Annotated in this window: 29 protein-coding genes and 1 pseudogene; 1 reads left to right on the top strand and 29 read right to left on the bottom strand. The window is 42.7% G+C overall.

Going from position 1 to position 25,424, the window contains the following annotated elements:
* Genes bshA through J2Z69_RS02900 form a run of 6 tightly spaced genes read right to left on the bottom strand, consistent with a single transcriptional unit; the run spans position 1 to position 4,094 of the window.
* On the bottom strand, positions 1 to 1,161 hold the full coding sequence (bshA, locus tag J2Z69_RS02925) for an N-acetyl-alpha-D-glucosaminyl L-malate synthase BshA (RefSeq protein WP_209858989.1): 1,161 nt from the start codon (positions 1,159 to 1,161) through the stop codon (positions 1 to 3).
* A 47-nt stretch (positions 1,162 to 1,208) separates the two neighbouring features.
* Positions 1,209 to 1,907, bottom strand: coding sequence for a bacillithiol biosynthesis deacetylase BshB1 (bshB1, locus tag J2Z69_RS02920; protein WP_209858987.1), 699 nt, complete (start codon positions 1,905 to 1,907; stop codon positions 1,209 to 1,211).
* Positions 1,904 to 2,326, bottom strand: a complete 423-nt coding sequence (gene mgsA, locus J2Z69_RS02915; RefSeq protein WP_209858985.1) for a methylglyoxal synthase — start codon at positions 2,324 to 2,326, stop codon at positions 1,904 to 1,906. Before mgsA ends, bshB1 begins: the two co-directional genes overlap by 4 nt.
* Before the next feature lie 15 nt (positions 2,327 to 2,341).
* Positions 2,342 to 3,145, bottom strand: coding sequence for a 4-hydroxy-tetrahydrodipicolinate reductase (dapB, locus tag J2Z69_RS02910; RefSeq protein ID WP_209858983.1), 804 nt, complete (start codon positions 3,143 to 3,145; stop codon positions 2,342 to 2,344).
* Between the two features lie 20 nt (positions 3,146 to 3,165).
* Positions 3,166 to 3,702, bottom strand: coding sequence for a tetratricopeptide repeat protein (locus tag J2Z69_RS02905; RefSeq protein ID WP_209858982.1), 537 nt, complete (start codon positions 3,700 to 3,702; stop codon positions 3,166 to 3,168).
* Positions 3,703 to 3,761: 59 nt separating this feature from the next.
* On the bottom strand, positions 3,762 to 4,094 hold the full coding sequence (locus J2Z69_RS02900) for a nucleotide pyrophosphohydrolase (protein WP_209858980.1): 333 nt from the start codon (positions 4,092 to 4,094) through the stop codon (positions 3,762 to 3,764).
* 150 nt (positions 4,095 to 4,244) lie between these two features.
* Between J2Z69_RS02900 and J2Z69_RS02895 the strand changes: the two genes are divergently transcribed.
* Positions 4,245 to 5,114, top strand: coding sequence for a YitT family protein (locus tag J2Z69_RS02895; protein WP_209858978.1), 870 nt, complete (start codon positions 4,245 to 4,247; stop codon positions 5,112 to 5,114).
* A gap of 154 nt (positions 5,115 to 5,268) precedes the next feature.
* Here the strand turns inward: J2Z69_RS02895 and J2Z69_RS02890 are convergent, their stop codons facing one another.
* The 23 genes and pseudogenes from J2Z69_RS02890 to aroC all read right to left on the bottom strand — a co-directional run bounded on the left by J2Z69_RS02890 (position 5,269) and on the right by aroC (position 25,410).
* On the bottom strand, positions 5,269 to 6,147 hold the full coding sequence (locus J2Z69_RS02890; RefSeq protein ID WP_209858976.1) for a sporulation protein YpjB: 879 nt from the start codon (positions 6,145 to 6,147) through the stop codon (positions 5,269 to 5,271).
* Between the two features lie 56 nt (positions 6,148 to 6,203).
* Complete coding sequence (locus J2Z69_RS02885; protein WP_209858975.1) at positions 6,204 to 6,830, bottom strand: DUF1405 domain-containing protein; 627 nt, start codon at positions 6,828 to 6,830, stop codon at positions 6,204 to 6,206.
* A 106-nt stretch (positions 6,831 to 6,936) separates the two neighbouring features.
* Positions 6,937 to 7,827: a menaquinol-cytochrome c reductase cytochrome b/c subunit gene (locus tag J2Z69_RS02880; RefSeq protein WP_209858973.1), complete on the bottom strand. Its 891-nt coding sequence runs from the start codon at positions 7,825 to 7,827 to the stop codon at positions 6,937 to 6,939.
* Between the two features lie 28 nt (positions 7,828 to 7,855).
* A complete protein-coding gene (gene qcrB / locus J2Z69_RS02875; RefSeq protein WP_209858971.1) occupies positions 7,856 to 8,527 on the bottom strand; it encodes a menaquinol-cytochrome c reductase cytochrome b subunit in 672 nt (223 codons plus the stop codon).
* A 16-nt stretch (positions 8,528 to 8,543) separates the two neighbouring features.
* The gene (locus J2Z69_RS02870) at positions 8,544 to 9,089 is read right to left on the bottom strand and encodes a QcrA and Rieske domain-containing protein (RefSeq protein ID WP_209858969.1); all 546 of its coding nucleotides are present in this window, start codon (positions 9,087 to 9,089) and stop codon (positions 8,544 to 8,546) included.
* A 169-nt stretch (positions 9,090 to 9,258) separates the two neighbouring features.
* Entirely contained in the window at positions 9,259 to 9,696 is a 438-nt protein-coding gene (locus tag J2Z69_RS02865) for a DUF2487 family protein (protein WP_209858967.1), read from the bottom strand.
* A 100-nt stretch (positions 9,697 to 9,796) separates the two neighbouring features.
* Complete coding sequence (locus J2Z69_RS02860; protein WP_209858964.1) at positions 9,797 to 9,979, bottom strand: IDEAL domain-containing protein; 183 nt, start codon at positions 9,977 to 9,979, stop codon at positions 9,797 to 9,799.
* A gap of 22 nt (positions 9,980 to 10,001) precedes the next feature.
* Positions 10,002 to 10,217: pseudogene (locus J2Z69_RS02855) on the bottom strand (gamma carbonic anhydrase family protein); the annotation flags it as partial.
* Between the two features lie 187 nt (positions 10,218 to 10,404).
* Positions 10,405 to 11,505 (bottom strand): hypothetical protein, encoded by a 1,101-nt coding sequence (locus J2Z69_RS02850; RefSeq protein ID WP_209858962.1) that lies wholly within the window; start codon positions 11,503 to 11,505, stop codon positions 10,405 to 10,407.
* Between the two features lie 90 nt (positions 11,506 to 11,595).
* A complete protein-coding gene (locus J2Z69_RS02845) occupies positions 11,596 to 12,183 on the bottom strand; it encodes a histidine phosphatase family protein (RefSeq protein ID WP_209858960.1) in 588 nt (195 codons plus the stop codon).
* A gap of 84 nt (positions 12,184 to 12,267) precedes the next feature.
* Positions 12,268 to 12,870, bottom strand: a complete 603-nt coding sequence (locus tag J2Z69_RS02840) for an anti-sigma factor family protein (protein WP_209858958.1) — start codon at positions 12,868 to 12,870, stop codon at positions 12,268 to 12,270.
* Positions 12,867 to 13,460, bottom strand: a complete 594-nt coding sequence (locus J2Z69_RS02835) for an RNA polymerase sigma factor (RefSeq protein ID WP_209858955.1) — start codon at positions 13,458 to 13,460, stop codon at positions 12,867 to 12,869. Before J2Z69_RS02835 ends, J2Z69_RS02840 begins: the two co-directional genes overlap by 4 nt.
* 779 nt (positions 13,461 to 14,239) lie before the next feature.
* On the bottom strand, positions 14,240 to 15,334 hold the full coding sequence (locus J2Z69_RS02830; protein ID WP_209858953.1) for a prephenate dehydrogenase: 1,095 nt from the start codon (positions 15,332 to 15,334) through the stop codon (positions 14,240 to 14,242).
* A 40-nt stretch (positions 15,335 to 15,374) separates the two neighbouring features.
* A complete protein-coding gene (hisC, locus tag J2Z69_RS02825) occupies positions 15,375 to 16,481 on the bottom strand; it encodes a histidinol-phosphate transaminase (RefSeq protein WP_209858951.1) in 1,107 nt (368 codons plus the stop codon).
* 26 nt (positions 16,482 to 16,507) lie between these two features.
* The gene (trpA, locus tag J2Z69_RS02820) at positions 16,508 to 17,314 is read right to left on the bottom strand and encodes a tryptophan synthase subunit alpha (RefSeq protein ID WP_209858949.1); all 807 of its coding nucleotides are present in this window, start codon (positions 17,312 to 17,314) and stop codon (positions 16,508 to 16,510) included.
* Positions 17,311 to 18,507 carry a tryptophan synthase subunit beta gene (trpB, locus tag J2Z69_RS02815; protein WP_209858947.1) on the bottom strand — a complete coding sequence of 399 codons (1,197 nt, stop codon included), beginning with the start codon at positions 18,505 to 18,507 and terminating at the stop codon, positions 17,311 to 17,313. Before trpB ends, trpA begins: the two co-directional genes overlap by 4 nt.
* Positions 18,508 to 19,173 (bottom strand): phosphoribosylanthranilate isomerase, encoded by a 666-nt coding sequence (locus J2Z69_RS02810; protein WP_209858945.1) that lies wholly within the window; start codon positions 19,171 to 19,173, stop codon positions 18,508 to 18,510.
* 1 nt (position 19,174) lies between these two features.
* On the bottom strand, positions 19,175 to 19,981 hold the full coding sequence (trpC, locus tag J2Z69_RS02805) for an indole-3-glycerol phosphate synthase TrpC (protein WP_209858943.1): 807 nt from the start codon (positions 19,979 to 19,981) through the stop codon (positions 19,175 to 19,177).
* On the bottom strand, positions 19,971 to 21,014 hold the full coding sequence (gene trpD / locus J2Z69_RS02800) for an anthranilate phosphoribosyltransferase (protein ID WP_209858941.1): 1,044 nt from the start codon (positions 21,012 to 21,014) through the stop codon (positions 19,971 to 19,973). Before trpD ends, trpC begins: the two co-directional genes overlap by 11 nt.
* 26 nt (positions 21,015 to 21,040) lie before the next feature.
* The gene (locus tag J2Z69_RS02795) at positions 21,041 to 22,429 is read right to left on the bottom strand and encodes an anthranilate synthase component I family protein (RefSeq protein ID WP_209858939.1); all 1,389 of its coding nucleotides are present in this window, start codon (positions 22,427 to 22,429) and stop codon (positions 21,041 to 21,043) included.
* A 337-nt stretch (positions 22,430 to 22,766) separates the two neighbouring features.
* Positions 22,767 to 23,141: a chorismate mutase gene (aroH, locus tag J2Z69_RS02790; RefSeq protein WP_209858937.1), complete on the bottom strand. Its 375-nt coding sequence runs from the start codon at positions 23,139 to 23,141 to the stop codon at positions 22,767 to 22,769.
* A 2-nt stretch (positions 23,142 to 23,143) separates the two neighbouring features.
* Positions 23,144 to 24,241, bottom strand: coding sequence for a 3-dehydroquinate synthase (aroB, locus tag J2Z69_RS02785; protein ID WP_209858935.1), 1,098 nt, complete (start codon positions 24,239 to 24,241; stop codon positions 23,144 to 23,146).
* Positions 24,241 to 25,410 carry a chorismate synthase gene (aroC, locus tag J2Z69_RS02780; RefSeq protein WP_209858933.1) on the bottom strand — a complete coding sequence of 390 codons (1,170 nt, stop codon included), beginning with the start codon at positions 25,408 to 25,410 and terminating at the stop codon, positions 24,241 to 24,243. The genes aroB and aroC overlap by 1 nt, the downstream gene beginning before the upstream one ends.
* Between the last annotated feature and the right edge of the window lie 14 nt (positions 25,411 to 25,424).

The raw sequence follows: 25,424 nt of genomic DNA, 5'->3' as shown, positions 1-25,424 counted from the left end.
TTAACTGCATACCGGCTTTGGCCGAGGTACATCAAGACCCAATACACGGTAATATATTTGTTCATACTCTTCTGTTATGCGTGCACTGCTAAATTCATTTTTTGCACGGATTAAGCATGCTTCGGATACCTTCTTCGCAAGGGACTCATCCGTAAGCAGGTGAACAGCGTAGTCCGCCATAGCCTGCGTATCTCCAATAGGGGCTAGGAACCCTGTCTCCCCATGAGTGACTAACTCAGGGATACCTCCGGCCAGTGATCCAATCGTAGGTACACCACAGGCCATAGCCTCCAATGCCACCAATCCAAAACTTTCTTTTTCCGAAGGAAGGAGAAGAACGTCCGCTGTCGAGATCACTTGAGCGATCTGATCTTGTTTGCCTAGGAACTGAACTTTGTCTTCTAGACCCAGCTCTTTAATTTTCCACTGAATTTTGGGCAGCTCAGGCCCCTCACCTACAAATAATAACCTAGATGGAACCTGCTCACTTACTTTAGCAAAAATATCAACGACATCCTGAACTCGTTTGACCGGTCGGAAATTCGAGATATGCATCAATATTTTTTCGTGCGGAAATGCAAAGTCACTGCGTAATGACTCCACACTCCGAGGATAATAAATACGCTGATCAATAAAATTATAAGTTAAATCGATATCTCTCGTAATATCCAGCACTTCACGAGTCTCCCTCATCAAGTCCTCAGACACCGAGGTTACCGCATCACTTTCATTAATAGCAAGCCTAATCAAATCTTTGAGGGATTCATCTTGTGCTAAGACCGTAATGTCTGTACCATGCAAAGTCGTTACCACTTTGAGATCTGTTCCAACCATTTGCTTGGCTAGGAATGCACATACTGCATGTGGAACGGCATAATGCACATGAAGAATATCGAGTTTCTCTCGCTTAGCTACTTGAGCCATTTTATTGGCTAGAGACAAATCGTAAGGTGGATAGCGGAACACATAATAATCGTTCACTTCCACTTCATGATAAAAAATATTTTTCTTAAAAGCCCCCAAACGAAAGGGAACGCTATGTGAAATAAAATGAACTTCATGTCCTTTTTCTGCAAGCAGCTTGCCGAGTTCAGTCGCAACAACCCCTGACCCGCCTAGTGTGGGATAACAGGTGATACCAATTTTTAAAAGTTGGCTCATTGCAGGGGCACCTTCTTTCTAAATTCAATTCATACCTTAATTTATGTTTATTGTGAGTCAAATAGATGAACTTTATAAGGTGACTTGACCGCAAATCCTTCGGCATAGGTAATACGTTTACGTTGTCCGATTAAGGAATCTCTTGCTTTCACACGTTCTACATAGCCTTGCGTTAACACCGTTTTTACTCCATCCGCTGCGAGCGTAAATTGAGACACGTAACACTGCATAGACTTTTCTTTGATTGGATATACGTCCGTTATATCTACGATAAGATCGGGCGTACGCCAGTCATTAATAAAATAGAAGTAGAGCTCGTCCACTGTAACCGCAGGTTTGTCTGGCATCCATTTGCGAAGCTTTGCATTGAATACAGCATCTTCTACAATTTTGCTACACTGTACATGGTCCGGATGACGATCGTCCCAATAGGGCGCAAAGACAATGGATGGTGCATGATCTCGGATTACAGAAGCTACCGCCTCTACTTGTTCCGTTGTAACATAGAGACCTCGATCCGGTAATTGTAAATTACGGCGAAGCGTAAGTCCCAGCACCTCGGAAGCTGCTTCTGCCTCAACTTTACGAATTTCAACTGTACCATTGGAAGACATCTCGGCTTCAGTAAGATCACATATACCTACCTTGAGTCCTGCGGCCGTATGCTTAGCAATCGTCCCACCCATTCCAATCTCTGCATCATCAGCATGTGCGCCAAAAATAAGAATGTCCAGCTTCTCCATCATACACCTAACCTCGGGCGATGCAGGTCTACAAGCTCCCGCCAGCCAAAATCACCACGGTCAAGGGCTCTAACTAATATCTCCGCTGTAGCTACATTGGTCGCTACTGGAATACCATGAACGTCGCATAAGCGAAGCAAAGCCGTAATATCGGGTTCATGTGGCTGTGCCATCAATGGATCTCTAAGGAAGATGACGAGGTCCATTTCATTTTGAGCTATTAAAGCCCCAATTTGTTGATCTCCACCAAGGGGACCAGATAAAAAACGATGGATTGAAAGTTTTGTATTCTCCATAATACGTTGCCCTGTAGTTCCGGTTGAATAAAGTGTATTGCCAACAAATACATGTTCATATGCAATCACAAAGTTCACGATTTCTTCTTTCTTCCGGTCATGGGCAATGAACGCAATATTTAGCATTGGAAAGCCCCCATTCTAGTCGATGAAATGTTCAAATCCGTATACCATTCCTTTATACTCCATAACCTTCTTAACCGCTAGATTCACGCCTGGCATATAACCTGCCCGTTCGTAGGAATCATGACGAATCTTTAAGGTCTGACCGAATCCCCCAAAAATGACTTCTTGTTGTGCAAATACACCAGGCAAACGTACACTGTGAATTCGGAATCCATTGTAGTAAGCTCCACGAGCCCCATCAATGGTCTCTTCTTCATGGGGATTGCCTTGACGTATTTCCTCCCGATTCTGGGCGATCAACTCTGCGGTCTTTATCGCTGTACCTGAAGGAGCATCTAATTTTTGATCGCCATGGTACTCAATAATCTCAACATTTGGCATATATTTAGAGGCTTGGGCCGCAAACTTCATCATTAATATGGCTCCAATTGAGAAGTTAGGGGCAATCAGCCCCCCAATTCCTTTATGCTGGCATTGCTTGTCCAGATCCTCGATCTGTTCGGATGTGAATCCAGTCGCTCCCACGACAGGAGCAACCCCGAGACGAATAGCTAACACTGTATTAGCGTACACCGATTGAGGTGTTGTAAAATCGACCAATACCTGAGCACCACTTGTACTCAGCGCTTTCTCTAAATCGGTCTGCACAAGAACGCCGCAAGGAGACAGGCCCACAAGCGTTCCTGCATCTTCGCCTTCATGTGATCTATTAATAGCTGCAACAAGTTCAAGATCCTTGTCTTCGAGCACCATCTTAACAACTTCCTTGCCCATTCTACCACCAGCACCCACTACAGCTACTTTTAAATTTGTTGACATATGACTACCCCTCACTAGTTCTAGAGTGATGATTGATTGATTTTGGAGATAAATCGTTGTTCCCATTTTTTTAATGATGTAGTAGATATGCTATCATTTTGAAGCGCTAATGCTTCTCTGACCGCAGCAAGAGCATCTGGATAACGTTCTAAAGCCTCATAAGCCGAAGCGAGCCACACAAAACTCTCTCCATACAGAGGATCAAAAGCTGTGGATTGCTCAAGAAGGGAGACCGCTAAAATGGCATTATCCGTCTCAATGGTTCCTCCAGGCCCAAATAACTGGACTGCTGAAAGTCGCATCTCTCTAGCTTGCAGACGTTCATATTGAAGCTTATACTCTTCTGTATCCGAATCCAGACGAACGGCCTCAGAAGCATGAAATACAGCTTTGTCCATCCGCCCACTTCGTGCGCAGGTTACTGAGCAGCGAAAGTGAATATCTGCGTCAAGTGGATTTGCCCCAATGGCTCGATCGAACCACTGAATCGCTTGTTCAAAATCATGATTCAAGATACTTTTGTACGCTTGGGCCAAAAATCTCTCGAGCTGCGTCATTGAACATTCTCCTTCTATTCATAAGCTGATTATCTATAACCAGCATATGATGAAGAGGCCTATTCGGTGTCCTTTTTGGTCCAGCGATTCGCATCGCGCGTATTAAATTTATGCATTACTTTATTATGAGCTTCTGTTAGATCAATTCCTAGAGAGTTAGCGAAGCACATGGTAATGAATAGGATATCTCCAAGCTCAAGTTCAATAGAATTATCCGCCTCGCTAGATTTTTTAGGCTTTTCTCCATAAGCATGATTCACTTCTCTAGCTAGTTCACCCACTTCTTCACTCATACGAGCCAGCATCGCTAAGGGGCTGAAGTACCCTTCTTTGAACTGAGATATGTAACGGTCCACTTCAAGCTGAAGTTCAGCAAGTGTTTTTTCCTGCATGTAAGTACCTCCCCTCGCATGCGAAGGTTTTACCCCTATGTTATCCTAAAGAGGAATTGAAAACAAATTGTTTTTTAATCCGGCGAACTAAAGGTATACTATGATCTGGAACGTTTGTCTTTCCTGAAATACGCACAAGTGAGGTATGCCATGCTAACCAACCGATTCAACCGTGTCGCCAAAACCATTTTGCCTATCGTGCTAGGCACAGCCATCTACGCTTTCGGATTGCTTTATTTTATTATTCCTAACCGACTGATGGAAGGCGGCGTAACTGGAGTAACGATTCTGCTGAACTATGCATTCTCGGTCTCTCCTTCGTTATCTACACTTATATTAAATATCCCCCTCTTTTTACTTGGCTGGAAAATTCTTGGGAGTAAACAGATTATCTACACTGGAATAGGCATTGGATCACTGACCTTTTTCCTTTGGCTTTTTGAAATCTGGATTGAAAAAGGCTGGATTTCACCATTCCGAACAGAACATGATTATATTCTCGCTTCATTATATGCTGGCGTCACCTTGGGCACGGGTCTTGGACTTGTATTCCGCTTTGGAGGAACTACTGGAGGATCTGATATTATCGCAAGAATATGTAACCGTAAATTTGGATGGAGTATGGGACAAATCATCCTTGCCTTGGATATCATCATTATCGGTGCGTCGTTGTTCTACATACCTAAAGAACAAATTCTATATACTTTTGTTGCAGTATTCATAGCCTCAAAAGTTATCGATTTCATTCAGGAGGGGGCTTATGCAGCCAAAGCATTCACCATCATCAGTGACCATGCCCCTGAGATTGCCGACCTAATCACCAAAGATATGGAACGAGGGGTCACGCTGATTCCGGCCATCGGAGCTTACTCCAAACAGGCGAAATACATGGCTTATTGTGTTGTAGCTAGGCAAGAGATCCGCACACTGACGATGATTGCCAAATCTATTGATCCAAGAGCTTTTATTATCATTAATGATGTTCACGATGTACATGGTGAAGGATTTAGAGAAGAATAGTACGATATCCATATTAATTGTATAGTTGCATTATATTAAGTATGGACTCAGACTTAGAGCCATTTAAAAACCCCGGCAGGAGAAATCTTACTCGGGGTTTTCTTCACATTTAATATAATTTTCTAATATAATTTCATAATTATTTATTTTATCTCTATATTCGCCAAGATTTTGTATTCTTCATTCCACGAGCACTTCTGACTTCATTATAAGTTGTATAGTTCCGAAAACCGGTATACATTAATGCAAGGATAATCCAACCCCCGATGAGAAGCCCCCAACGTAGCGGATGAGCATTTCCTGCCATAGGCAAAAGTACAGGCTCCGTTTTTTTCTTGCCAAATAAGCTTTGCACAAGTTCATCACCTTGGTCCAACACCCCTTTTAACGCCTCAGCATCCATCTTTTTCGTTGTACTTATTCCTTGAAGATAAGAGAGCCATGAATCAAATTGATGGATAAGAGAAGGATCCTTTTGGATAATCGCAGCTGCTCGTATGGTCTGATAATGTGTATTCAGCGATTGTACGGAAGACTTGACTTCTTGAGCGCTTCCCTCAGCTCGGGCTCGAATGATAAGGTCTACATCATTAGAAATAAGTCTATAATACTGATGCCAAAGGGCTTGGTCTTTATGCAAAAGACTATCAATAGCTAATCTCAACTTAGAGGAAGATGCTCTCCATTCTTCTACAGAATGATCTGATCTTGCTAACGCTTCTCTCGTATTCAGCACCGTCTCGGTTAGCGCATGAATCCCTTCTACACTTGACAATCCCTTATAAGGAATATCTACCAGCAACTGCACTACCTTACTCATCTCGATCTGCGCACGCTCTCCATCCCCATCTTGCATGTATCGATACAGTGCTTCAGAAGCACTATCTAATTCCTTGAGTTGGTTAGCAACCACTGTAGATACAGAGGCTTCGGAGCCGGCATATGCCTTTGAAGGTATACATAGTAGGATGAGCAACAATGCCGCAATCAGTTGCAGGGATACACCTCCCCAGCTTCTATAACTCTTTTCCATGGACATCCCTCCTGATCCATGTCTATGCTACTATTCAAGAATTAGAACCCAACAGCTCATGTCCGAACTTGTCTCACTACAATCCAACTGATAAGCACACTGAATAAAGTTAGCATGATTGTAAAATTCTGCACAGCTCCAACATCGTTCCAGAGTTGCGTAGGTAAATAAGGATATACCTCATATGTATAATCAATCGTATCATTTAATAATGTCCAAAGACCGGCCCCGATTAAAAGTCTTGAACCGAATTTAAATAGTCTTATATAGAGCAGCGCTTCAACGGCCATCGCTGAATGTGAGATAACAAGCATCCAATCTTGCCAGACGAGCTCTTGCCCTTGATATGCCCCCGCAAAGATCATAGTAACCGCCCATATGCCATATTTAATACTAGTTACAACGGCTAATGCCTCAATAATTTCACGAAATAAGCCCCAACTCTTGGCCCTCCGTTCGCTAATAAGCAAGAATCCAATAGCTAAGCAAAAAAACAAACTTGCCGTCGGACTATCCGGAACAAAAATGACTTGCCACAGCATCCCATCAGCAACCGTACTTTTCATCTGGTCCTCGTACCAGATGTATCCGTATATTGTACCTAGCACATTACTAATAAGTAATAGCCACAAAAAAGATCGACTTGCCAAAAATTCTTTACTCCACCAATACGATAAACTCATGTATGTAAACGCCTCCTTCATTATGCATTATAGCATTTTACAAGCCGCTCTATGGAATACAAAAAAAGAACTTGATTGCATGATGCAATCAAGTTCTTCTAAACTGTTATTTCTTTTCCGCTTTTTGTTTGGATAACCAGTCGGCCAATTGATCTACGTCTTTTGCTGTTAGACCTGCAGAGATTGCAGTATCATACATCGGAGGCATATTGCCATCTGGACCTTTTTTACCCTCTTTGATAATTGCGAGAATGGCAGCCTTGTCATGCTTATCACCCACACCCCGTAATGAAGGACCGCTTGCACCCTTCAAATCCGTAGCGTGACATGAGATACATGTGGCTTTCTTGAATGATTCCATCGCTGGATCATCTTTGTCCACGATCGCAACTTCTTTAGTTTTCACTGCATTAGATGGAGCAGGAAGACCTTTCTCTCTAGCTTCCTTCGCCTTTTCAATTCTACGTTCTTCCTCTGGCTTAATTCCGGTTGCTGCTAACTCATGCTTGTAATGTGTCCAAGCAAAGTTCGTCAGGTACACGGTAGCCACGAGAGACAACAACATAATGGATGAGGCAATCGGTCTGCGATAGAAACGGCGTTCTTTACCACGATCTAGGAATGGAGCTAAAAGTAGACCTCCGAAGGCTACTCCTGGTATTCCTAGTGTGCCTAGAACGATCCAAGGCCCCGAAGCATAAGGATATTTCAAATATTGATAAAGGAATAAGAAATACCAGTCCGGCATCGGAATAACCGAAGCTGTTGGACTCGCTGGGAAACCGAGTGGAGCAGGTTCAGATATAGTAAGCACTAGGAATCCTACAAGGACAACGACGCCTACCATCCATTCTTTTAATAGGAAGTTCGGAATAAATGCTTCTGACTTTCCTGGGTATGAGGTGTAGTCGGGAGGTGTAATGAATCCATTCCCTTTACGTACCCGTGAATCTCCGACAAAGACGACTTTTTCCTTCGACTTGTCTACGTGACCCATAAAAATGCCTCCCTTCTCTTAAAATATCTTATAGCGGTCCGGAAATTCCCTGTCTGCGGATCATAATGAAATGTCCCACCAGAAGGATGAGCAACACGGCCGGAAGGAAGAACACGTGAATCGCGAAGAAACGCGTAAGCGTCTGCGCCCCTACAATCGTCCCCCCCTGTAGCAATTCTTTTAGAATAGGCCCAAGGACAGGAACCGAGTTGGCAATTTCCAATGTAACTTTTGTTGCAAAGTAAGATTTGTTATCCCATGGAAGCAAATAACCCGTAAGACCAAGCCCAATCATTACGAAGAAAATCAGCATGCCTACAACCCAGTTCATTTCACGAGGTGCCTTATAGGAACCTGTAAAGAATACACGCAAGGTATGTAGAAACATCATAACAATGACCAGACTCGCTCCCCAGTGATGCATCCCCCGAACAATCTGTCCGAATGCAACCTTCGTCTGAAGAAATTCAACGCTGGCATAAGCATTAATAATATCAGGAACATAATACATGGTCAGGAACATCCCCGACAAAATCTGGATGACCGTGATAAAGAACGTCAATCCGCCGAAACAATAGACAAATGCGGAAAAATGGTGGGCCGGGTTAACGTGCTCAGGAACCTCGTGATCCGCTACATCTCTCCAGATCGGCGTAATATCAAGACGTTCGTCGACCCAGTTGTAGATACTCTTCAACATGCGACTATGCGCCTCCTTATTTAACTCTTGTGTTCGGAATGATATCGCCTAACAAAACCCAGTCTTTATCAACCTTAACCTTGTACTCGTCAAGTGGCTTAGGAGCAACAGCGAGGTTTTTGCCTTCTTTGGTATAATGCGCACCATGACAAGGGCAATGGTATTCATTCGGAAGACTTTTCTCATTATTCCAGCCGATTGTACATCCCAGATGTTTGCAGATTGGTGAAAGCGCATAAATTTCACCCTTCTCATCTTTGCGGATCCATGCCGTCAATGAAGCGGTGCTTGCATACCATCCATCTTGCTGTTGAAGTTCAAAAGTGAACTCCTGTGGTTCATTCGTAATTTTGCTAGTCTCTACTACTTTTACAAAGGAGCCTTCTGTCTTCTTGTGAAGAATCGGATCCACAGCAAAACGAAGCATCGGCAGTACAACTCCACCTGCCATGTAAGCGGTAGCTCCTCCCAGCGTGTAGGTCAGAAACTGTCTGCGTGACATTTCTTTTCTCCGATTGGGTGGTCTGTGCGATGATTCATGCTGGTCATTCGTATTACTCATACTGTCTTCAACCCCCTTTTCGAACCAATTCTCTCCATTTTCAATGATTAAAATCACACGAAATACTAGGACATTACTATAATATATTAGGCTTTCAGGAGCGTCAAGAATTTGTAACAAAGGATGGGGTATACTGGCATCATCTTGTCGCAAAATTGTCGATTTTTCGTCACAATTTAGTGGATGATGAACGCATCCAGAGTGCCTGTATCTCTCGCATTACGGATACAGAAGGCGCTTCATCCGCTTGGCCCATAAAGTGCGCTGGAGTAACTATTAAATCGCTTTCACAAATTAACTTGGAATCGATCTCGACGTCGGCTGATACGAGTATTACATACTTAAAACCTATGTACTTGACATTATGACAGAGCTTGTTCAGATAGCTGTGTATATCCTCAACTTCGTATTGAACCGCAGGATACGTCACAATTCTGCCTTTAAACGGAACCTCAATCCAATCCATAACATCACGCAAACGCTCTAAAGCATACACCACTTCAAAAGGCTGCTCCGTTCCTTGAAGTCCAGTCACAGGAATCAGGCAAGTATCTAAATAGGGTTTGAGTTCCTCCCATTCTTCAGGACTGATCTCGCTGAATTTCATCCTTCTCTCTCCCTTCAGTCCTTCTATTATACCTGATAATTCCATATATAGATCAAGCTATTTTTTAGAAATAAAAAAAAAGAGATGCTCTAGGCATCTCTTATCTCTCTAAAGCTCTAAGTTCATTGGTTAGTTGGCAAAATGCACTCTTATCACCTTGAGCTAGCGCAGTATCAATCTCGTAATGAATTTTCTCAGCACGATGTCTTCTGAGAGCTTCATCCCACACCATTTCCGCCGCAAGACTGAGCATCACTTCATAAGATACTTTCATTTGATCCATGGGATGAACCTCCTACCTTTTATCAAAAGTTCCTATACTCTTCTGCTTTTATCACATAACTCTTCGCCGTGAGCATCATTCTCTGCAAATCTGCCTCAGTCAGCTCCCGAACGACTTTAGCAGGTGAACCCATAGAGAGCGTATAGGGTGAAATTTTACAATTTTTAGTGACACGGGAACCTGCCCCTATCAAAGCATATTCCCCAACTTCAGCACCGTTTAGACAAATAGCTCCCATAATCCCAGATTGCATACTTATAGTTACATCCCCGATGATCTGGCCCCCTCTGCAACAAATACAGAATGGTCGACAATCGGATATTTACCTTTGTAAGAAACATACATAGATGATCACTCCTCATATAAAATGTATTAAATTTGGAGTGATCTTAAGCATTACCTATAACAAAAGTTATGGGCATGCGTTAGATTTTTTCATGAGATGACTGTAAAGACATTACAATGGAAGTTCCGTATACTGTCATTTCCATATACCTTTCATGCTGTTCATCTTCGCCAACTCTTACTAAACCTAGATGGAGCATCATTTTGACAATACGCTCTTCAAAAATCGATTCTGCTGTATCGTAATAGTAAGGTTTAATCAGCTTGACCATCGTTTGCTTCAATGAATTCAGATTGACCCATGTTCTTGAGCTTCGATCAATCCATACCATTAGCGATAGCAAATTAGGAATCGCTGCTTTGTAACTCTTTAACCAAAAATGTACTAGTTGTATCACGGGTATTCTTTTTTCATCCAAAGCGAATTGTAGACCAGACGCAGTTAGATTTAATTGAAACTGACTTTCATCTAACCATTTTTGAGAATAGGCGAAGTCATACAGCAGTGAAAATCGATCTGGATAAGCTGTAAAGGTGCGTCCATAACCAAATCTCCACCCGCCTTTGCTTACGAGGGGTTCTGATACATGAAGCAAGTCCATAAGCAGCTGTTGATTGCGTTTATACATGATACCCTCTTGATTCAAAGGAATATCCTGCTTAGAGATATCGCGAATAAGCAGAAACAAATCTTCTGAAATCAAACCTTGCTCTTCGCGATATACCGATGGTTCAATGCCTTGAACGACTTCGGATACAAGCTTCTGGCCCAGAACTTCACGAAATCGATCCTTCAGATCTTCTGGAAGTTCAAATAAGTATTTTGTACTTAATGAAGATCCATTAAACAACCATCCCCTTTGACGGAACCTGGCTATAACATCCCGGGGATTTTCTTTGGCTTTGGCTACCTCCGTAAAGCGGGAATGTTGAGCACAGGCAATTAATTCCTCAAGACTGAAATGCTGTTTCTGATCGAACAACAGTGTATTCAAAAATCTGAAATCTTCTACGCTAAGCTGGTGAACATGCTCCTTAATGAATTCCTTGCGCCCTACTTGATGGAGAATCGACTGAATTAACTCATTTTTGGAATTTTCGTTGCATCGGCATTGGTAGTGGTTCGCAATTTTACTCAGGTGGCCGATGTCGGCGTATGTGAGCATTTCTGCTAAGTTCATGGTTTCACCGCCTCGCCGTTTTACTACCATTATGGGAATTATTACAACTTTTATTCTTCGTATACAAAAAAAATAACCCGTATGCACGGATTATTTTTTGGCTTCTTCTAAATGTTTAAGACAGTTATAGACTTTTGGTTCCCATCTCTCGTCCCGCTTCTCCAGAATGGTTAATGATAAATTTCCAATGCGCTCTTTGAACCGATCTTCGTACAATGCTGTGTAAAGCTGAGCTAATAATCCCCCGTGCGAGATGACTAATATATTTTTATCAACATGAGTTTGACCTATTTCCTCTAAAAAAGCTAGCGCTCTTGACCTCACTGCATCATCTTTCTCTTGTCCAAGTTCTTGCTCATGCCAGTCTATTCCCCATAAGGATTCTCTCTCGGCTGAAGTCCTTCCTTCCACTTGTCCAAAAGCTCGTTCTGCTATTCTTGAGTCCGGATCAAGGAGAGGAATATGCAAAGCATCGGCAATGATTTGACCACTTTCCTGAGCTCTCGAAAGACCACTTGTGATAACAAAATCCCATGTATACGGCTCCTGCTGTAACCGTCTAGCTAGTAATTTCGCTTGGTTGCGCCCTTCTTCATTTAGAGGAATATCACTTTGTCCTTGGATCTTTCCTTGGGCGTTCCAATCGGTTAAACCATGCCGAATCAGACCAATTAACATGTTGCCGCCTCCTAATTCTATTCCTAATATGTAAAAAGCAAATGCCGACCGCTTGAATCGGTCTGCGCATTTGCTGCTTTGCATTTAACGTTTGATTCTTCGAAGTCCTGTCCATGAGAATAAAGCTAAACCCATACCTACAATGGAAAAAATCATCCAATACTGTGGATAGGCAGGATTCATCTTGACAACAAAAGGATCGACAATCCCCTTAGAAAGACTTGAAAGATTGTACGATACAGTTGAAGTATTTCCCGATTCTCCCCCAGCTATCGCTGTTGGAACAAGTCCACTCACTATTTGCTCTTTAGCTTGGGGTTTGGACTGAATAGGCCAAAGAAAAAATAATGAACTGCATAGAAATATGGCCAGGAATCCTGCTACCCATAACGCCAAGCGATGCTTTTGACGGTAAGCGAGCTTAGAAGATTGAGGGCTGACAGGCGCAAGCCATGGCGACTCCGCATAGATGCGGTCCATGACATTCCGATTAATACGTTCGGTATGTTCAGGTATAGAATCGATCTGAAGGTTATGTATATGCTGTTCAGTTTCCTTCCAGATTTCATACTCAAATGCGCAAGCTTCACAACCCAATAAATGCCACTCAAAACGCTTTCGACGAGGGTCATTCTCAGGCATATCCCAAATCAACCCTAGTAATTCCTGGGCCTCATCACAATTCATCTGCTTTTCATCCCTTCATAGTGCTCATAAACCGGTTCGTAGAGGTAGGGTTCAAGCTGACTCTTGACACTGCTTCTTGCTCGAAATAGCAGTGATTTAACTGCACTTACACTTTGACCAAGTATCGTAGATATTTCTTGATAATCAAGCTGGTCGTACTCTCGTAGAATCAGAGCGGACCTTTGCTTTTCTGGTAAGTTATTGATGGCATCTCTGACCATGCCAACCTTTTCACTTCGCAACACAGCCTGCTCAGGAACAATATCTGCAGGTGCTGCCGGGACGTATCCACCTTCATCGAGTGACACATTACCTGTCCTCTGCTTTCTTAATTCACTTAGAACTGTATTTCTAGCAATCGTATACAACCAAGTGGAAAAGGACGCATCGACCTCTCTAAAAGAATGAAGACTACGGAAAGCCTTGTAAAAAGTTTCGGAGCATAAATCCTCAGCTAATAATTCCAATTGTGCACTTTTGAGCATATGGTAAACGAAAGTTAGGATCTTACGTTGATATCTTCTCATTAAGTCTGAATAAAGTTCTGTATTACCTTCTTTTATTTCACGAATTAACTGGGAATCCGTCATTAGCATGCGATCCTCCTCGCCTATCCAATTGCCTCTTCCCCATCTGCATGACATGCTTAAAGCACTATAGGAAGGTAAAAGTTTCGGCAAAACCGAAAGTATATGAAAAAAGGATAAAATAATTAGTTATAAACAGGGTAAATTAGATGAATATGGAGTTTCCCGCAGAATACTCCCATATTATAGCATACTCCTCGGGATTAATAAAAATAGTTCTAAAGTCTAAAGTATATTCCAGGTTTTAGCTATTGTTGCATGTAGTCTAAAATGTAAGAGTAATACGCTGGGATTTAATGCCATTAAATTTAATCCATACTTACATATATGTAAAAAAAATGAATTTGAAACATCTTTCATTACAGGAACACTAAAGATGGCCTTCGGTGTAGCTCCTAATAAAACATTTATTCGATTTGGAACGAGTTCGTGGGCAACAGGCAGAATTGAGTAAGCATAAGTACTACAAATAGCGGTAACATCGCTGGCTTTATCTCCGTGAAATTAGCTAACACAAAAACAAGAACCCTAAATGTATGTTTAGGGCTTCCAAGAGTAGCATTCACACACAAAAAAAAGACCGCCATAATGGCGGCCTGTCGCTCATGATGAGCAACACAGTTATTGGATAGGAGTGGAGAGAAACCATACTGTACTTTTATTATATGTATCCGTTTACATTATGTCAATAGTATTTTTAGATACGCTTACATTTCTTTTTTCTGGATGAGAAGGATTGAATACCCTATCTCCTCATCCTCACCTAGATAATTCATTTTTAATCAGATGTACACAATATAACCCAAAGATTGCAAATGCAGCTTGGCACGTTCCATATCGCTTTCTTGCCGAAAGGAAAGTCTTAATACCCCTGGTACATCCTCACGACTTTCAATGATCTGCATGTTGCTTAGATTAATATGTCGGATTCCAAGCTCCGTTGCGATATGTCCAATGACTCCCGGGGTATCCGGAACATCAATATATATATCATACAAAGCATGGATTGCTCCTTTGCGCCGTTCCGGTAGTTCATTACGGAAATGATTAGCCGTACCAAAAGCTTGTTCTATGCCTTCCGCATCTCCTTCAGTAAGAAGACCTATGAAGCGGCTAGTCTGTTGATTCCAGTCTTTTAATAGGCTAAGGAGCACTTCTTTGTTACTTAATAAAATATCCCGCCATATCACAGGATCACTTGAAGCAATGCGAGTAATATCTCTAAATCCGCCAGCAGCCAATTGTAGATATAACGGGTTTGTATGATTGTAATCTCTTACTTGATTCACTAATGCCACCGCAATTATGTGAGGCAAGTGACTGATAGCCCCTACAATCTCGTCATGGATTTCTGGGTCTACTTTGACAATATGAGCTTTAGTCCATTGCAGAATCTCAGCTAAACGCCCATACACCGTTTCATCCACACTTGAAGAAGGAGTCAAGACGTAGTAGGCATTCTCAAATAAAAGCGAAGATGCTGCACCTACTCCTGAACGTTCCGATCCAGCCATCGGATGCCCTCCGATGAAATGAACCTCCCTCATGCCTAGCTTCTCAGCACAAGTTACGATTGATGCCTTTGTACTCCCCACATCCGTAATCACACAACCGGGTTTTAGAGGAAGGTTTGCAAGTTTCACTAGATAAGGTTCAATGAGACTTACCGGCACACATAGAAAAATAAAATCAGCATCTAAAGCTGCATCTTCCAAGGAGAGCGTAGCCGTATCTACGACACCACGCTCTAATACCTGTTCCATTATGTCCTGACGATGACAATGTCCAACTACCTGTATGTTAGGCTTACCTTTGAAACAAAGCGCTAGAGAGCCTCCTATTAAGCCGACTCCAAAGACTGCGATTTTTATAGTCATGGCTCCCCACTCAATCTATCTAATATAATTTTGAAGTTAATTATTCCGCTACAACTTGGGATTTTTGCTCTTCCATTACCTCTTCAAGCGCTTGGATAAATTTACGACTATGCTCTTCAGTCCCCACACTCACCCGTACATAGTTCGGATATTTACCAAATCCTCCGCGTACAATGATGCCACGTTTGAGCAGTGCTTGGAACACGTCTATTGAAGATTGTTTTGCATCGAAGAACACAAAATTGCCATGTGCCGGGAAATAATGCAGATCTAATCTCTTGAATTCTCCATACAAAAATTCTCTACCTTCATCGTTCTTCTGCTTACAGAAGGCTACAAATTCATGATCTTGAATTGCGACTTTAGCAGCAGCTTGTGCGAATCTAGAAGTGTTGAACGGCTCCCTTACCTGATTAATCAATTTGATAATGGGAGCGGGACCTACACCATAACCGATGCGCAAAGAAGCGAGGCCATGAATTTTGGAAAACGTTCTAAGAATTACAAGATTAGCATATTGCTGAATCAGACTTAAACCATCTGGGAAAGAAGAGTCCGTGACGTACTCAACGTAAGCTTCATCCAGAACAACTAATACATGAGACGGCACTTTATCTAAAAAGGCCTTTAGTTCATCCGAAGTAACAATTGTGCCTGTAGGATTGTTAGGATTACAAATCCACATCAATTTGGTCTTCTCATTAATAGCATCAAACATAGCATCTAGATCATGTACGCCATCTTTCAGAGGGACTTCATGGGTAATTGCGCCTTCGATATCTGCATTACTCTTATATACAGAGAACGTCATATCCGCCATGATATTCTCATCTCCCGGGACGAGAAAAGCACGTGCAATTAAAGCGATAATCTCATCTGAACCACAGCCAAAAATAATCTGATCACGATTTACACCCAAGTGCCCTGCTAGGACATGAGTAAGTTCCGCTGCACTACCGTCAGGATAGATATTTAGCTGGCTGAGTTCTTGATCGATAGCTGCACGAACATTAGAAGAACTACCATAAGGATTCTCATTAGAAGCAAGCTTAATGACTTCCTCAAGTCCTAATTCTCTCTTTACTTCTTCCAAAGGCTTCCCCGGTGTGTAAATCGGCAAGTTCACAATATTAGGTTTTGGTTGCATTTAAATCTTCCTTTCTTTTATGCAGATTAATCTTTTAATTGTGCCACAAACTCTCGAATTTGCAAGAGACCCTCTGCACGATTCACTTCATTTTGAAGATAAGGAATCGAATCCTCAATCTTGCGTACAATTGCACTGCCCACTACAACGCCATCACAAATCCCAGAGAAATGCTGTACTTGCTCCCTACTCGAGATGCCAAATCCTACAGCGACTGGTAATTCTGTCTGTGATTTCACATCTAGTATAAACTGCTCTACTCCCTGATGGAAAGAAGCTCTCTCCCCTGTCACCCCGAGGGAAGAGACACAATAAATAAATCCACGTGCATTTGCCAAGATTCTGGTTATTCGCTCGTTCGACGTTGGAGCCACTAGAGGGATAAGATAGATATTTGATGCATCCGCTAGCTTCAATACTTCACTTGATTCTTCAATAGGAAGATCAGGAATAATTACACCACTAATTCCGTTCTCTTTAAGCTGAGTAAAAAATGATTCGATTCCTGTTTGAAGTACAGGATTGTAATAAGTGAACAATACGAAAGGCATCTTCACACCGCGTTGTCTTGCTTTTGAAGCAATTTGAATGCAGCTCTGAATTGTAATTGAACCAGCTAAAGCTCGTTCAGAAGCTCTCTGAATGACAGGACCATCCGCTAGAGGATCGGAATATGGCACGCCCAGCTCTAAAATATCGGCGCCTGCTTGTTCCATAGCTATAATTAAATCAAGCGTCGTATCAAGATCTGGATCACCTACCGTTATGAAAGGAATTAAACCGGTAGCATTGTTCTCCCGCAGCTCCTTGAATTTGATATCAATCAAATTCATAATCCCTCACCTCCAAGGTAGGTCATAATCGATTCTACATCCTTGTCTCCGCGCCCAGAAAGGCAAATGACAATAATGTGATCCTTTGGTAGGCTAGGTGCTTCCTTAATAACTTGAGCAACTGCATGTGCGGATTCCAAGGCTGGGATAATTCCCTCTTGTTGACTTAACAGTTGCAGAGCATCCAATGCTTCTTGATCCGTAATGGGTGCATATCTAGCCCGTTCAATATCTTTTAAGTAGGAATGCTCGGGCCCAATCCCCGGATAATCCAAACCTGCCGAGATGGAATGAGCGGGTAGCACTTGCCCAAAAGCATCCTGCAATAGATAGCTAAGTGAACCCTGAAAGACTCCCTTTGTTCCCTTTGTCATCGTAGCCGCATGGAATTCGGTCTCTACTCCTCGGCCGGCCGCTTCAACACCAAGTAACTTCACCGCCGTATCTTCTACAAAAGGATAGAACATACCAATTGCATTGCTCCCCCCGCCAACCGCAGCAACAATTAGATCGGGTAGGCGCTGTTCGGCGGCTAGAATCTGACGGCGGGTCTCATCCCCAATAATCCGTTGAAAGTTCCGAACCATAAGTGGATAAGGATGAGGACCCGTAGCTGATCCTAAAATGTAAAATGTATCTTGCACATGACTAACCCAATATCTTAGCGTTTCGTTGCAAGCATCTTTTAGCGTTCTTGTACCTGAAGTTACAGGAATGACCTCCGCACCTAACAGACGCATACGGAACACATTTAACTGTTGGCGCTTCATGTCCTCTTCTCCCATGAACACTTTACATTCAAGCCCAAGTAGTGCAGCAACGGTCGCTGAGGCCACCCCATGCTGACCTGCCCCTGTCTCAGCAATCACTTTTTTCTTTCCCATCCGTTTGGCTAAAATACCTTGACCAATTGCATTGTTAATTTTGTGTGCACCTGTATGGTTAAGATCTTCACGCTTGAGATAAATTTTAGCTCCGCCTAAATACGCAGTAAGCCGCTCAGCAAAAAACAGGGGTGTCTCTCTCCCTGAATATTGTTGTAACAAATAGTCAATTTCTTGTTGAAATTCTGGGTCGTCAGCATAATATTTGTATGCTTGTTCCAGTTCTAATAACGCATTCATCAAGGTCTCCGGAACATAACGACCTCCAAAATCTCCAAAACGTCCATTCTCATCAGGTACTTGTGCCATCTAGTTCTTCACCCTTTCAACAAAAGCCATAATTTTGATTACATCCTTCAGCCCATCTGTCTCTACTCCGCTTGATACATCTACGCCGTCCGGATGATAAGCATATAGCAGATCTTGAACGTTATCAGGGTGAAGGCCACCAGCTATGATAAGCGGAATTCCCACTTGGTTGGTCCACTTCTGTACACTCTCAATTCGTGTCCAATCGAATGTCTCTCCTGATCCGCCGCCATACAATGGATCATAGGTATCCAGCAACATTCCGTCGATGGTTCCCCGGTACGATTCTAACTCATAGCCCACATTCAGTCCTTGACTATGAATAGAGCATGCTTTGTATACTTCTATATTAAATTCAGATCGAATCTGTTGACAGAACTCGGGACTTTCTTGACCATGCAACTGAATGATATCAAGTTTGGCTACAACTAAAACTTCTCTCAGCTCATTTAAAGAAGGATTGACGAATACGCCAACACTTCTCGGTCTAGATTGGGTTGTCCATTGATTTAGGACTTCAATGAGTAATGCAGCTGTTTGTGCCGTAATCTTTCGCTTGCTTGGAGCGAAGACGAGGCCAATGTGATCGACGGGTAAGTTTATCATAGATTTTAGCACTTCAACGGACTGAAGTCCACAGATTTTTACGGTAGTTTGGAGACTCATGCTAATACTCCGCCTGCGATAACGCTGCATCCATGAGCTCGGTAACAGCTAGACCGACATCGGTGTGGCGCATAAAAGTCTCCCCGATTAAAACGCCCTGAGCTCCGCATTTTTTTAGAAAAGATAATTCTTCACGTGTGGATATTCCGCTTTCGCTAATTAACGTTATCCCTTCCGGGATAAGTTTTGATAACTCTTCCGTAGTGCTAAGCGATGTCTCAAATGTACGCAAATTACGATTATTCACTCCAATTAACTTGGACTCTCCAATCGTTAGTACACGCTCCAATTCTTCATGATCATGAACTTCGACTAATACATCCATACTTAGACTATTAGCAAGCTTCTCATAAGTTCTCAACTGCTCATCATTTAAAATAGCAGCAATGAGTAAGATGGCATCTGCTCCAAGGATACGCGCTTCGTAGATCTGTAGTTCATCAATAATAAAATCTTTTCGAAGTAAGGGTACATGGACTGCTTGCCGTATATCTTGCAAGAATTTGGCATGTCCTTGGAAGTAGGTCTGGTCCGTCAACACGGAAATACAATCAGCCTGCGCACTGGCATAGGTCTCTGCAATCTTCACTGGTTCAAAATCTGCTCGAATTAATCCTTTAGAGGGCGATGCTTTTTTCACTTCTGCGATGAGACCGATGTCTCTTTTACGCCGACTTGTTAGTGCATCATGAAATCCCTTCGTAGCAGGGAGAGTCTTTAGGGACTTTTCTATATCCTTGAGGTTATAATGAGCTGAAAGAATCGCTACTTCCTCTTTTTTTGTAGCAACAATACGATCAAGATACATAGTTAATTTCCCCCGTTGTCTGTATAAGTTGTTCAAGTTTCATCTGCGCTTTGCCGGAATCAATAGCTTCTGCTGCCATGATGACTCCTTCCCGAATACTCTCGGCAAGCCCAGAAACGTAAATACATGCACCCGTATTCGCAAGTACTACATCACGATAAGGACCTTTTTGGCCCTGTAAAATATTCCTTATGATACCTGCGTTCTGAGCAGCATCTCCACCAATCACATCATCAATCGGATAAAGGGTTAATCCCAAGTCTGTCGGATGAAGATCATAAGTGACTACTTGACCATCTTTTAATTCGGATACTTTTGTAGTTGAAGAAATGCTGATCTCATCTAAACCTTCTTCGCTTGTCACCACAAGCGCCCGCTTAGAACCTAACTCTCTTAATACTTCTGCTATCACCGCAGTACGGCTACCGTCATAGAGTCCTAGCACTTGTCGATCTGCACCTGCCGGATTCGTTAAAGGACCTAACATATTGAAAACAGTGCGAATTCCAAGCTCTCTGCGAGGCGCAGCTGCATGCTTCATAGAGGGATGATATAGTTGGGCAAACAGAAAGCATATGCCAATTTCGTCAAGACATTTTTCTGCTTGTTCTGCTGTAAGATGGATATTTACACCTAATTGTTCGAGTACATCAGCGCTTCCTGCACGTCCTGATGCAGAACGATTCCCATGTTTAGCTACACGAACGGAAAGTGAAGAAGCTACAATAGCAGAGGTAGTGGAGATATTAAATTTATGGATGCCTGATCCCCCTGTTCCGCAAGTGTCCAGCAATTGCTTTGATTCAGTACGAAGTCTGTTCCCTTGACCTCGCATAGCCTCGGCAAAACCAGCTATTTCCTCCACGGTCTCCCCCTTCATCCGAAGGGCAGCCAAGAGTCCTCCAATTTGTGAAGGTGTAGCGGTCCCTCCCATAATAATCTCCATAATTCCGCGCGACTCTTCTCGGCTTAAGTGTTGACCTGAAATAACGCGCGATAATCCATATTGTAGTAAGTCATGCCCTCCGCTCATGTGCTTTTTCCTCCTGATCTTGTATTTTACGGTACATAATGAAATAGATAATCTTGATTAATAACGCCTTCGTTAGTCATGATGTGAGGAACAGGATACATCTGTTCTGCCGTTTGAATTGCCTGAAGTAGAACTTTAGCTTTAGTTAAACTTTCTGTAAAAGCTACCTCTGGCACCGTATCTTTGGTAACAAGAGCTCCCGTCTGAACATATGCCTTTCCATTTCTGAACACCAACGTCGAACTTGAAATGGAAGCCTCCATATGTCCGGAGAAACCCAAATAACCGACAGCCCCTGCGTACAGTCCCCTACTTTCGTTCTCTAATTCTGCAATGATTTTAATAGCTCGTATTCTAGGTTTTCCTGATACAGCCTCTGCTGGCAGACAAGATATGAGCTTTTCGAAGAATACTTCATCCTCGTGCCTCTCTTTTAAATTATCTGACAACTGAGACCTGTCGTCTGAGCCCTTTTCATGAAAAGTATGCGTCTGTACTTGATTGGGATGGAACTCAACATAAGACTCAGGTGACGAACCTATGATTACATCCCCCTCCACCTTCAAGTAATACATATATGAGGATGGTCTCAAGCTGCGGAGTACTCGATATACCTCAAAAGCCGAAACTTCCGTTTCTCTATAGAACCTTTGAGAAAGCACGACTTGGGAGATATCTCCCATGCGTATATGTTCTTGGGCATGCCTCACATTATTAATATAGTGCGCCCTAGTTATGTTAGATGAAATATCACCCAAATCTTCGTCATCAGGAACAGTTCTATACTCCAAACTCCGTTGTATTCTCTGTTCGCTTAACGCTCTTTCCATCGCATCTAACTTCTGCAGTACCTCATGATAGCTGGCTTCAATTTCTGCATGTAAAGCACTTGGAGTGACATGTAAGTTAGCTACGAGTAAAATCTGCTGCTGTACATGGTCGAATACAATTACCTGATCGTAGAACATGAATTGTATATCTTTCATTTGCAGATCATCCAAGGCATGAGGTGGTACTTCGTCATAATATTGAAGAAGATCATATCCTAAAAATCCGACCGCACCTCCAGTAAAAGGAGGAAAACCAGTAATGGCTGGACTACGATACTGACGAAGGGCTGCCTTAAGTTCTTCAATAGGTCCACCCTTCAATCTGGACTGTTTGCCTTCTTGATCTAAAGTGATTTCCCCATGCTTAGCAGTAAGTATTAGAAAAGGATGTATTCCAATAAAAGCATAGCGAGTTGCGTGACTCCCCTCATCTAAACTTTCTAACAGAAATGCATGATCTCGCTCTGCAAAATGTTGGAAGATTCGAATAGGTGTATCCATGTCTGCGAGTAGGGGCCTTACTATTGGAATAAGATTATAATCTCGTGCCATAGAGATTACTTCATGCAGGTTAGGGGTTGTCATCTTGCCTTCTCTCCTTTTTTATTCGAGTTAAGGAGCAGTCTAGTGCCAAAATTCTATACAAAAAAAGCCTCTACCGAAGTAGAGGCTGGTTAGACAGTACAGTTAAATAAACGGGCAACCATAACATGATCCCTAGAGTCCTAGATTCCGGGTTGGTCGTACAATCCATCATACCTCTTCTACAACCAGGTCTGCATGGATTGCTCATCTTATGGTCATGCGCTCAGCTCATCTCTGCTCATCTCAGCTCTACTCTGCTCTGCTATTACATCTTACTTTATACTAATATACCTGATTGTTAGGGACATTAGCAACATATCTGCGGAATTATTTCCATTTATTTGCTATCTGTTAATAAATCAGGCCGAAGTGCTTTTGCTGCATTCAAGTATACATGCTTCATCTCTTTTTGACTTTTGGTGGTGTTCACTTGTATAAGTAGCCGAATGCAGAGCGGTAGGCTCTCTTTGACCGGAATCTCTGTAGAACACATGAGAGGTACAAGATCCCATCCACTCATTTGACGTATTGCTCTTGCCGGGAAGGTAGCATCCAAATCTTGAGTCATCGTTATCCATACGCTACAGATGTCCTCAGGAATAATGTCATTTCTATCTACTATGTCTTTTAGCAAAATAACTGTTTCTTGCAGAATCTCATGCTCTTCGTTGCGGTGAACCGTAGTCGCCCCGCGGATGCCACGGTTATACATCGTTAGATTGCCTCCCTTTTTAACTGCCCAATAGCATTCCTAACTTCATCCAAGCTAATATCAGACACAATTTCAACTTGACCCACCGTTATCGGAAGCACAAACACAATTTTATTATTTTTGAACTTTTTATCATGAAGTAAAGCACCAATTAATTGTTCGGTATCCACATGAGGAGACAGGGAAACAGGTAGTCCAAATGCCTTAAGCAGACGCCTTGTATCCTCATATACTTGGATATCTCTTCCTCTAGCAACAGCGATAAGGGCAGAGCCGATCATCCCTATAGCAATCGCTTCCCCGTGTACATATTCCCCATATCCAGCTACGGCCTCAATGGCATGGCCGATCGTATGCCCCAAATTCAATATTGCACGCAGTCCATTTTCTCGTTCATCTTGAGATACTACCATTGCCTTGACAGCGCAGCCCTGTTCAAGACCATACGCTAATGCTTCCGGCTGAAGTTCGAGAAGTTCTGTAACATGGGCAAGACACCATGCAGCGAAGCTGGCATCCCAGATTAAACCATGCTTGATCATCTCAGAGTAACCAGCTCTTACCTCACGGTCAGGAAGGGTTTTTAATGTATCTACATCATACAGGACTAATTCTGGTTGATGAAAAGCACCAATCATATTTTTGGCTAAAGGGTGGTTCACGGCAACTTTTCCCCCAACGCTACTATCATGGGCCAAAATCGTCGTCGGAAGCTGAACAAAACGAATGCCTCGCATATAAGTTGCCGCTACAAAACCCGCTAGGTCTCCTACTACGCCTCCACCTAAAGCAAGAACTGCTGAGTTACGATCAAGCCCAGCTTCAATTGCCTTAGTCATCACTTCTTCAAAAACAGCCAAAGATTTGGACTGCTCACCGGACTTTACAATCGATACGGTAACGCTAAACCCAGCCTCTTCTAAACTCTTTAAAACAGGAGCAAGATGTAGTGAGGCTACTTGATCATCCGTAACTAAAAGAAGTGAACTTTGGTTCGAAATGGACTGTTGCAACAAATACTCTGCCGCAGTATTCAGCAGTCCACGCCCTATAATAATCGGATAAGATCGTTCTCCTAAATCTACAGTTAATGTTCTCATTAGTAGTTCTCCAACTGGGCCTTGTAACTCTCCACATTGCGTTCAATTTCTTGAATGGAATCCCCACCGAACTTTTCCAAGAAGGCTTTAGCCACTTCCCAAGCCACTACACTTTCTAAAACAACACTTGCTGCAGGTACCGCACAAGCATCAGAACGTTCTACTTGCGCAGTGAATGGCTCTTTTGTATCAATATCCACGCTTTGAAGGGGCTTATATAGTGTAGGAATCGGCTTCATTACGCCGCGCACTACTAAAGGCATTCCGTTCGTCATTCCGCCCTCAAAGCCACCTAGACGGTTGCTAGCACGATAGTAACCATGCTCTTCGCTATAGAGAATTTCATCATGGACCTGTGAACCTGGGATCGTACCTGCTTCAAATCCGATTCCAATCTCTACTCCTTTAAAAGCATTGATCGACATTACTGCTTGCGCTATTCTTCCATCTAATTTTCGATCATATTGCACATGGCTTCCTAGTCCAATGGGTACACCTTCCACAATACATTCCACAATGCCACCAATGGAGTCGCCATCTTGCTTAATTTGATCTATGTAGGCTTCCATCTTCTTTTCTGTTTCTGCATCAACTACACGAACAGAAGATTTCTCTGTCGCTTCCACTAACTCATCTAGACTTAGTTGATGTGCTGGAGCCTCAATTTCACCAATACGAATGACTTGACCGCCTATTTTAACTCCAAAGTGAGCTAGCAATTGTCGAGCTACCGCACCGCAAGCCACACGAATTGCAGTTTCTCTTGCACTTGAACGCTCCAGTACATTACGTAGGTCCTTCAGATTGTATTTCAGACCTCCGTTAAGATCTGCATGTCCAGGACGAGGACGATGAACACGGCGCTTATCTTCATCAGAGCCTTCGATCGGCTCAATATTCATAATATTTTGCCAATGCTTCCAATCATTGTTCTCTACGATAAGGGCAACAGGCGCTCCGGTCGTATATCCATGACGTACCCCACCTGCAATCTTGGCCGTATCTTTTTCAATTTGCATCCGGCGTCCCCGGCCATATCCTTTTTGACGACGTAACAATTGAAAATTTAAAGCTTCAAAATCAAGTTCCAAATTACTAGGCAATCCTTCTATAATCGCAGTGAGTTGCGGTCCATGCGTCTCTCCTGCCGTTAAATAACGTAAACTCATGATGCTTTCCCCCT

The sequence above is a fragment of the Paenibacillus shirakamiensis genome (assembly GCF_017874255.1).
GTDB classification, from domain to species: domain Bacteria; phylum Bacillota; class Bacilli; order Paenibacillales; family Paenibacillaceae; genus Fontibacillus; species Fontibacillus shirakamiensis.
The sequence above is the reverse complement of the archived record's forward strand: the minus strand, read 5'-3'. Positions and strand labels throughout refer to the sequence as shown.

Coding starts and splice junctions, on each gene's coding strand:
- bshA (WP_209858989.1), bottom strand. CDS start 1,161: ATGAGCCAACTTTTAAAAATTGGTATCACCTGTTATCCCACACTAGGC.
- bshB1 (WP_209858987.1), bottom strand. CDS start 1,907: ATGATGGAGAAGCTGGACATTCTTATTTTTGGCGCACATGCTGATGAT.
- mgsA (WP_209858985.1), bottom strand. CDS start 2,326: ATGCTAAATATTGCGTTCATTGCCCATGACCGGAAGAAAGAAGAAATC.
- dapB (WP_209858983.1), bottom strand. CDS start 3,145: ATGTCAACAAATTTAAAAGTAGCTGTAGTGGGTGCTGGTGGTAGAATG.
- J2Z69_RS02905 (WP_209858982.1), bottom strand. CDS start 3,702: ATGACGCAGCTCGAGAGATTTTTGGCCCAAGCGTACAAAAGTATCTTG.
- J2Z69_RS02900 (WP_209858980.1), bottom strand. CDS start 4,094: ATGCAGGAAAAAACACTTGCTGAACTTCAGCTTGAAGTGGACCGTTAC.
- J2Z69_RS02895 (WP_209858978.1), top strand. CDS start 4,245: ATGCTAACCAACCGATTCAACCGTGTCGCCAAAACCATTTTGCCTATC.
- J2Z69_RS02890 (WP_209858976.1), bottom strand. CDS start 6,147: ATGGAAAAGAGTTATAGAAGCTGGGGAGGTGTATCCCTGCAACTGATT.
- J2Z69_RS02885 (WP_209858975.1), bottom strand. CDS start 6,830: ATGAGTTTATCGTATTGGTGGAGTAAAGAATTTTTGGCAAGTCGATCT.
- J2Z69_RS02880 (WP_209858973.1), bottom strand. CDS start 7,827: ATGGGTCACGTAGACAAGTCGAAGGAAAAAGTCGTCTTTGTCGGAGAT.
- qcrB (WP_209858971.1), bottom strand. CDS start 8,527: ATGTTGAAGAGTATCTACAACTGGGTCGACGAACGTCTTGATATTACG.
- J2Z69_RS02870 (WP_209858969.1), bottom strand. CDS start 9,089: ATGAGTAATACGAATGACCAGCATGAATCATCGCACAGACCACCCAAT.
- J2Z69_RS02865 (WP_209858967.1), bottom strand. CDS start 9,696: ATGAAATTCAGCGAGATCAGTCCTGAAGAATGGGAGGAACTCAAACCC.
- J2Z69_RS02860 (WP_209858964.1), bottom strand. CDS start 9,979: ATGGATCAAATGAAAGTATCTTATGAAGTGATGCTCAGTCTTGCGGCG.
- J2Z69_RS02850 (WP_209858962.1), bottom strand. CDS start 11,505: ATGAACTTAGCAGAAATGCTCACATACGCCGACATCGGCCACCTGAGT.
- J2Z69_RS02845 (WP_209858960.1), bottom strand. CDS start 12,183: ATGTTAATTGGTCTGATTCGGCATGGTTTAACCGATTGGAACGCCCAA.
- J2Z69_RS02840 (WP_209858958.1), bottom strand. CDS start 12,870: ATGAATTGTGATGAGGCCCAGGAATTACTAGGGTTGATTTGGGATATG.
- J2Z69_RS02835 (WP_209858955.1), bottom strand. CDS start 13,460: ATGACGGATTCCCAGTTAATTCGTGAAATAAAAGAAGGTAATACAGAA.
- J2Z69_RS02830 (WP_209858953.1), bottom strand. CDS start 15,334: ATGACTATAAAAATCGCAGTCTTTGGAGTCGGCTTAATAGGAGGCTCT.
- hisC (WP_209858951.1), bottom strand. CDS start 16,481: ATGCAACCAAAACCTAATATTGTGAACTTGCCGATTTACACACCGGGG.
- trpA (WP_209858949.1), bottom strand. CDS start 17,314: ATGAATTTGATTGATATCAAATTCAAGGAGCTGCGGGAGAACAATGCT.
- trpB (WP_209858947.1), bottom strand. CDS start 18,507: ATGGCACAAGTACCTGATGAGAATGGACGTTTTGGAGATTTTGGAGGT.
- J2Z69_RS02810 (WP_209858945.1), bottom strand. CDS start 19,173: ATGAGTCTCCAAACTACCGTAAAAATCTGTGGACTTCAGTCCGTTGAA.
- trpC (WP_209858943.1), bottom strand. CDS start 19,981: ATGTATCTTGATCGTATTGTTGCTACAAAAAAAGAGGAAGTAGCGATT.
- trpD (WP_209858941.1), bottom strand. CDS start 21,014: ATGAGCGGAGGGCATGACTTACTACAATATGGATTATCGCGCGTTATT.
- J2Z69_RS02795 (WP_209858939.1), bottom strand. CDS start 22,429: ATGACAACCCCTAACCTGCATGAAGTAATCTCTATGGCACGAGATTAT.
- aroH (WP_209858937.1), bottom strand. CDS start 23,141: ATGTATAACCGTGGCATCCGCGGGGCGACTACGGTTCACCGCAACGAA.
- aroB (WP_209858935.1), bottom strand. CDS start 24,241: ATGAGAACATTAACTGTAGATTTAGGAGAACGATCTTATCCGATTATT.
- aroC (WP_209858933.1), bottom strand. CDS start 25,410: ATGAGTTTACGTTATTTAACGGCAGGAGAGACGCATGGACCGCAACTC.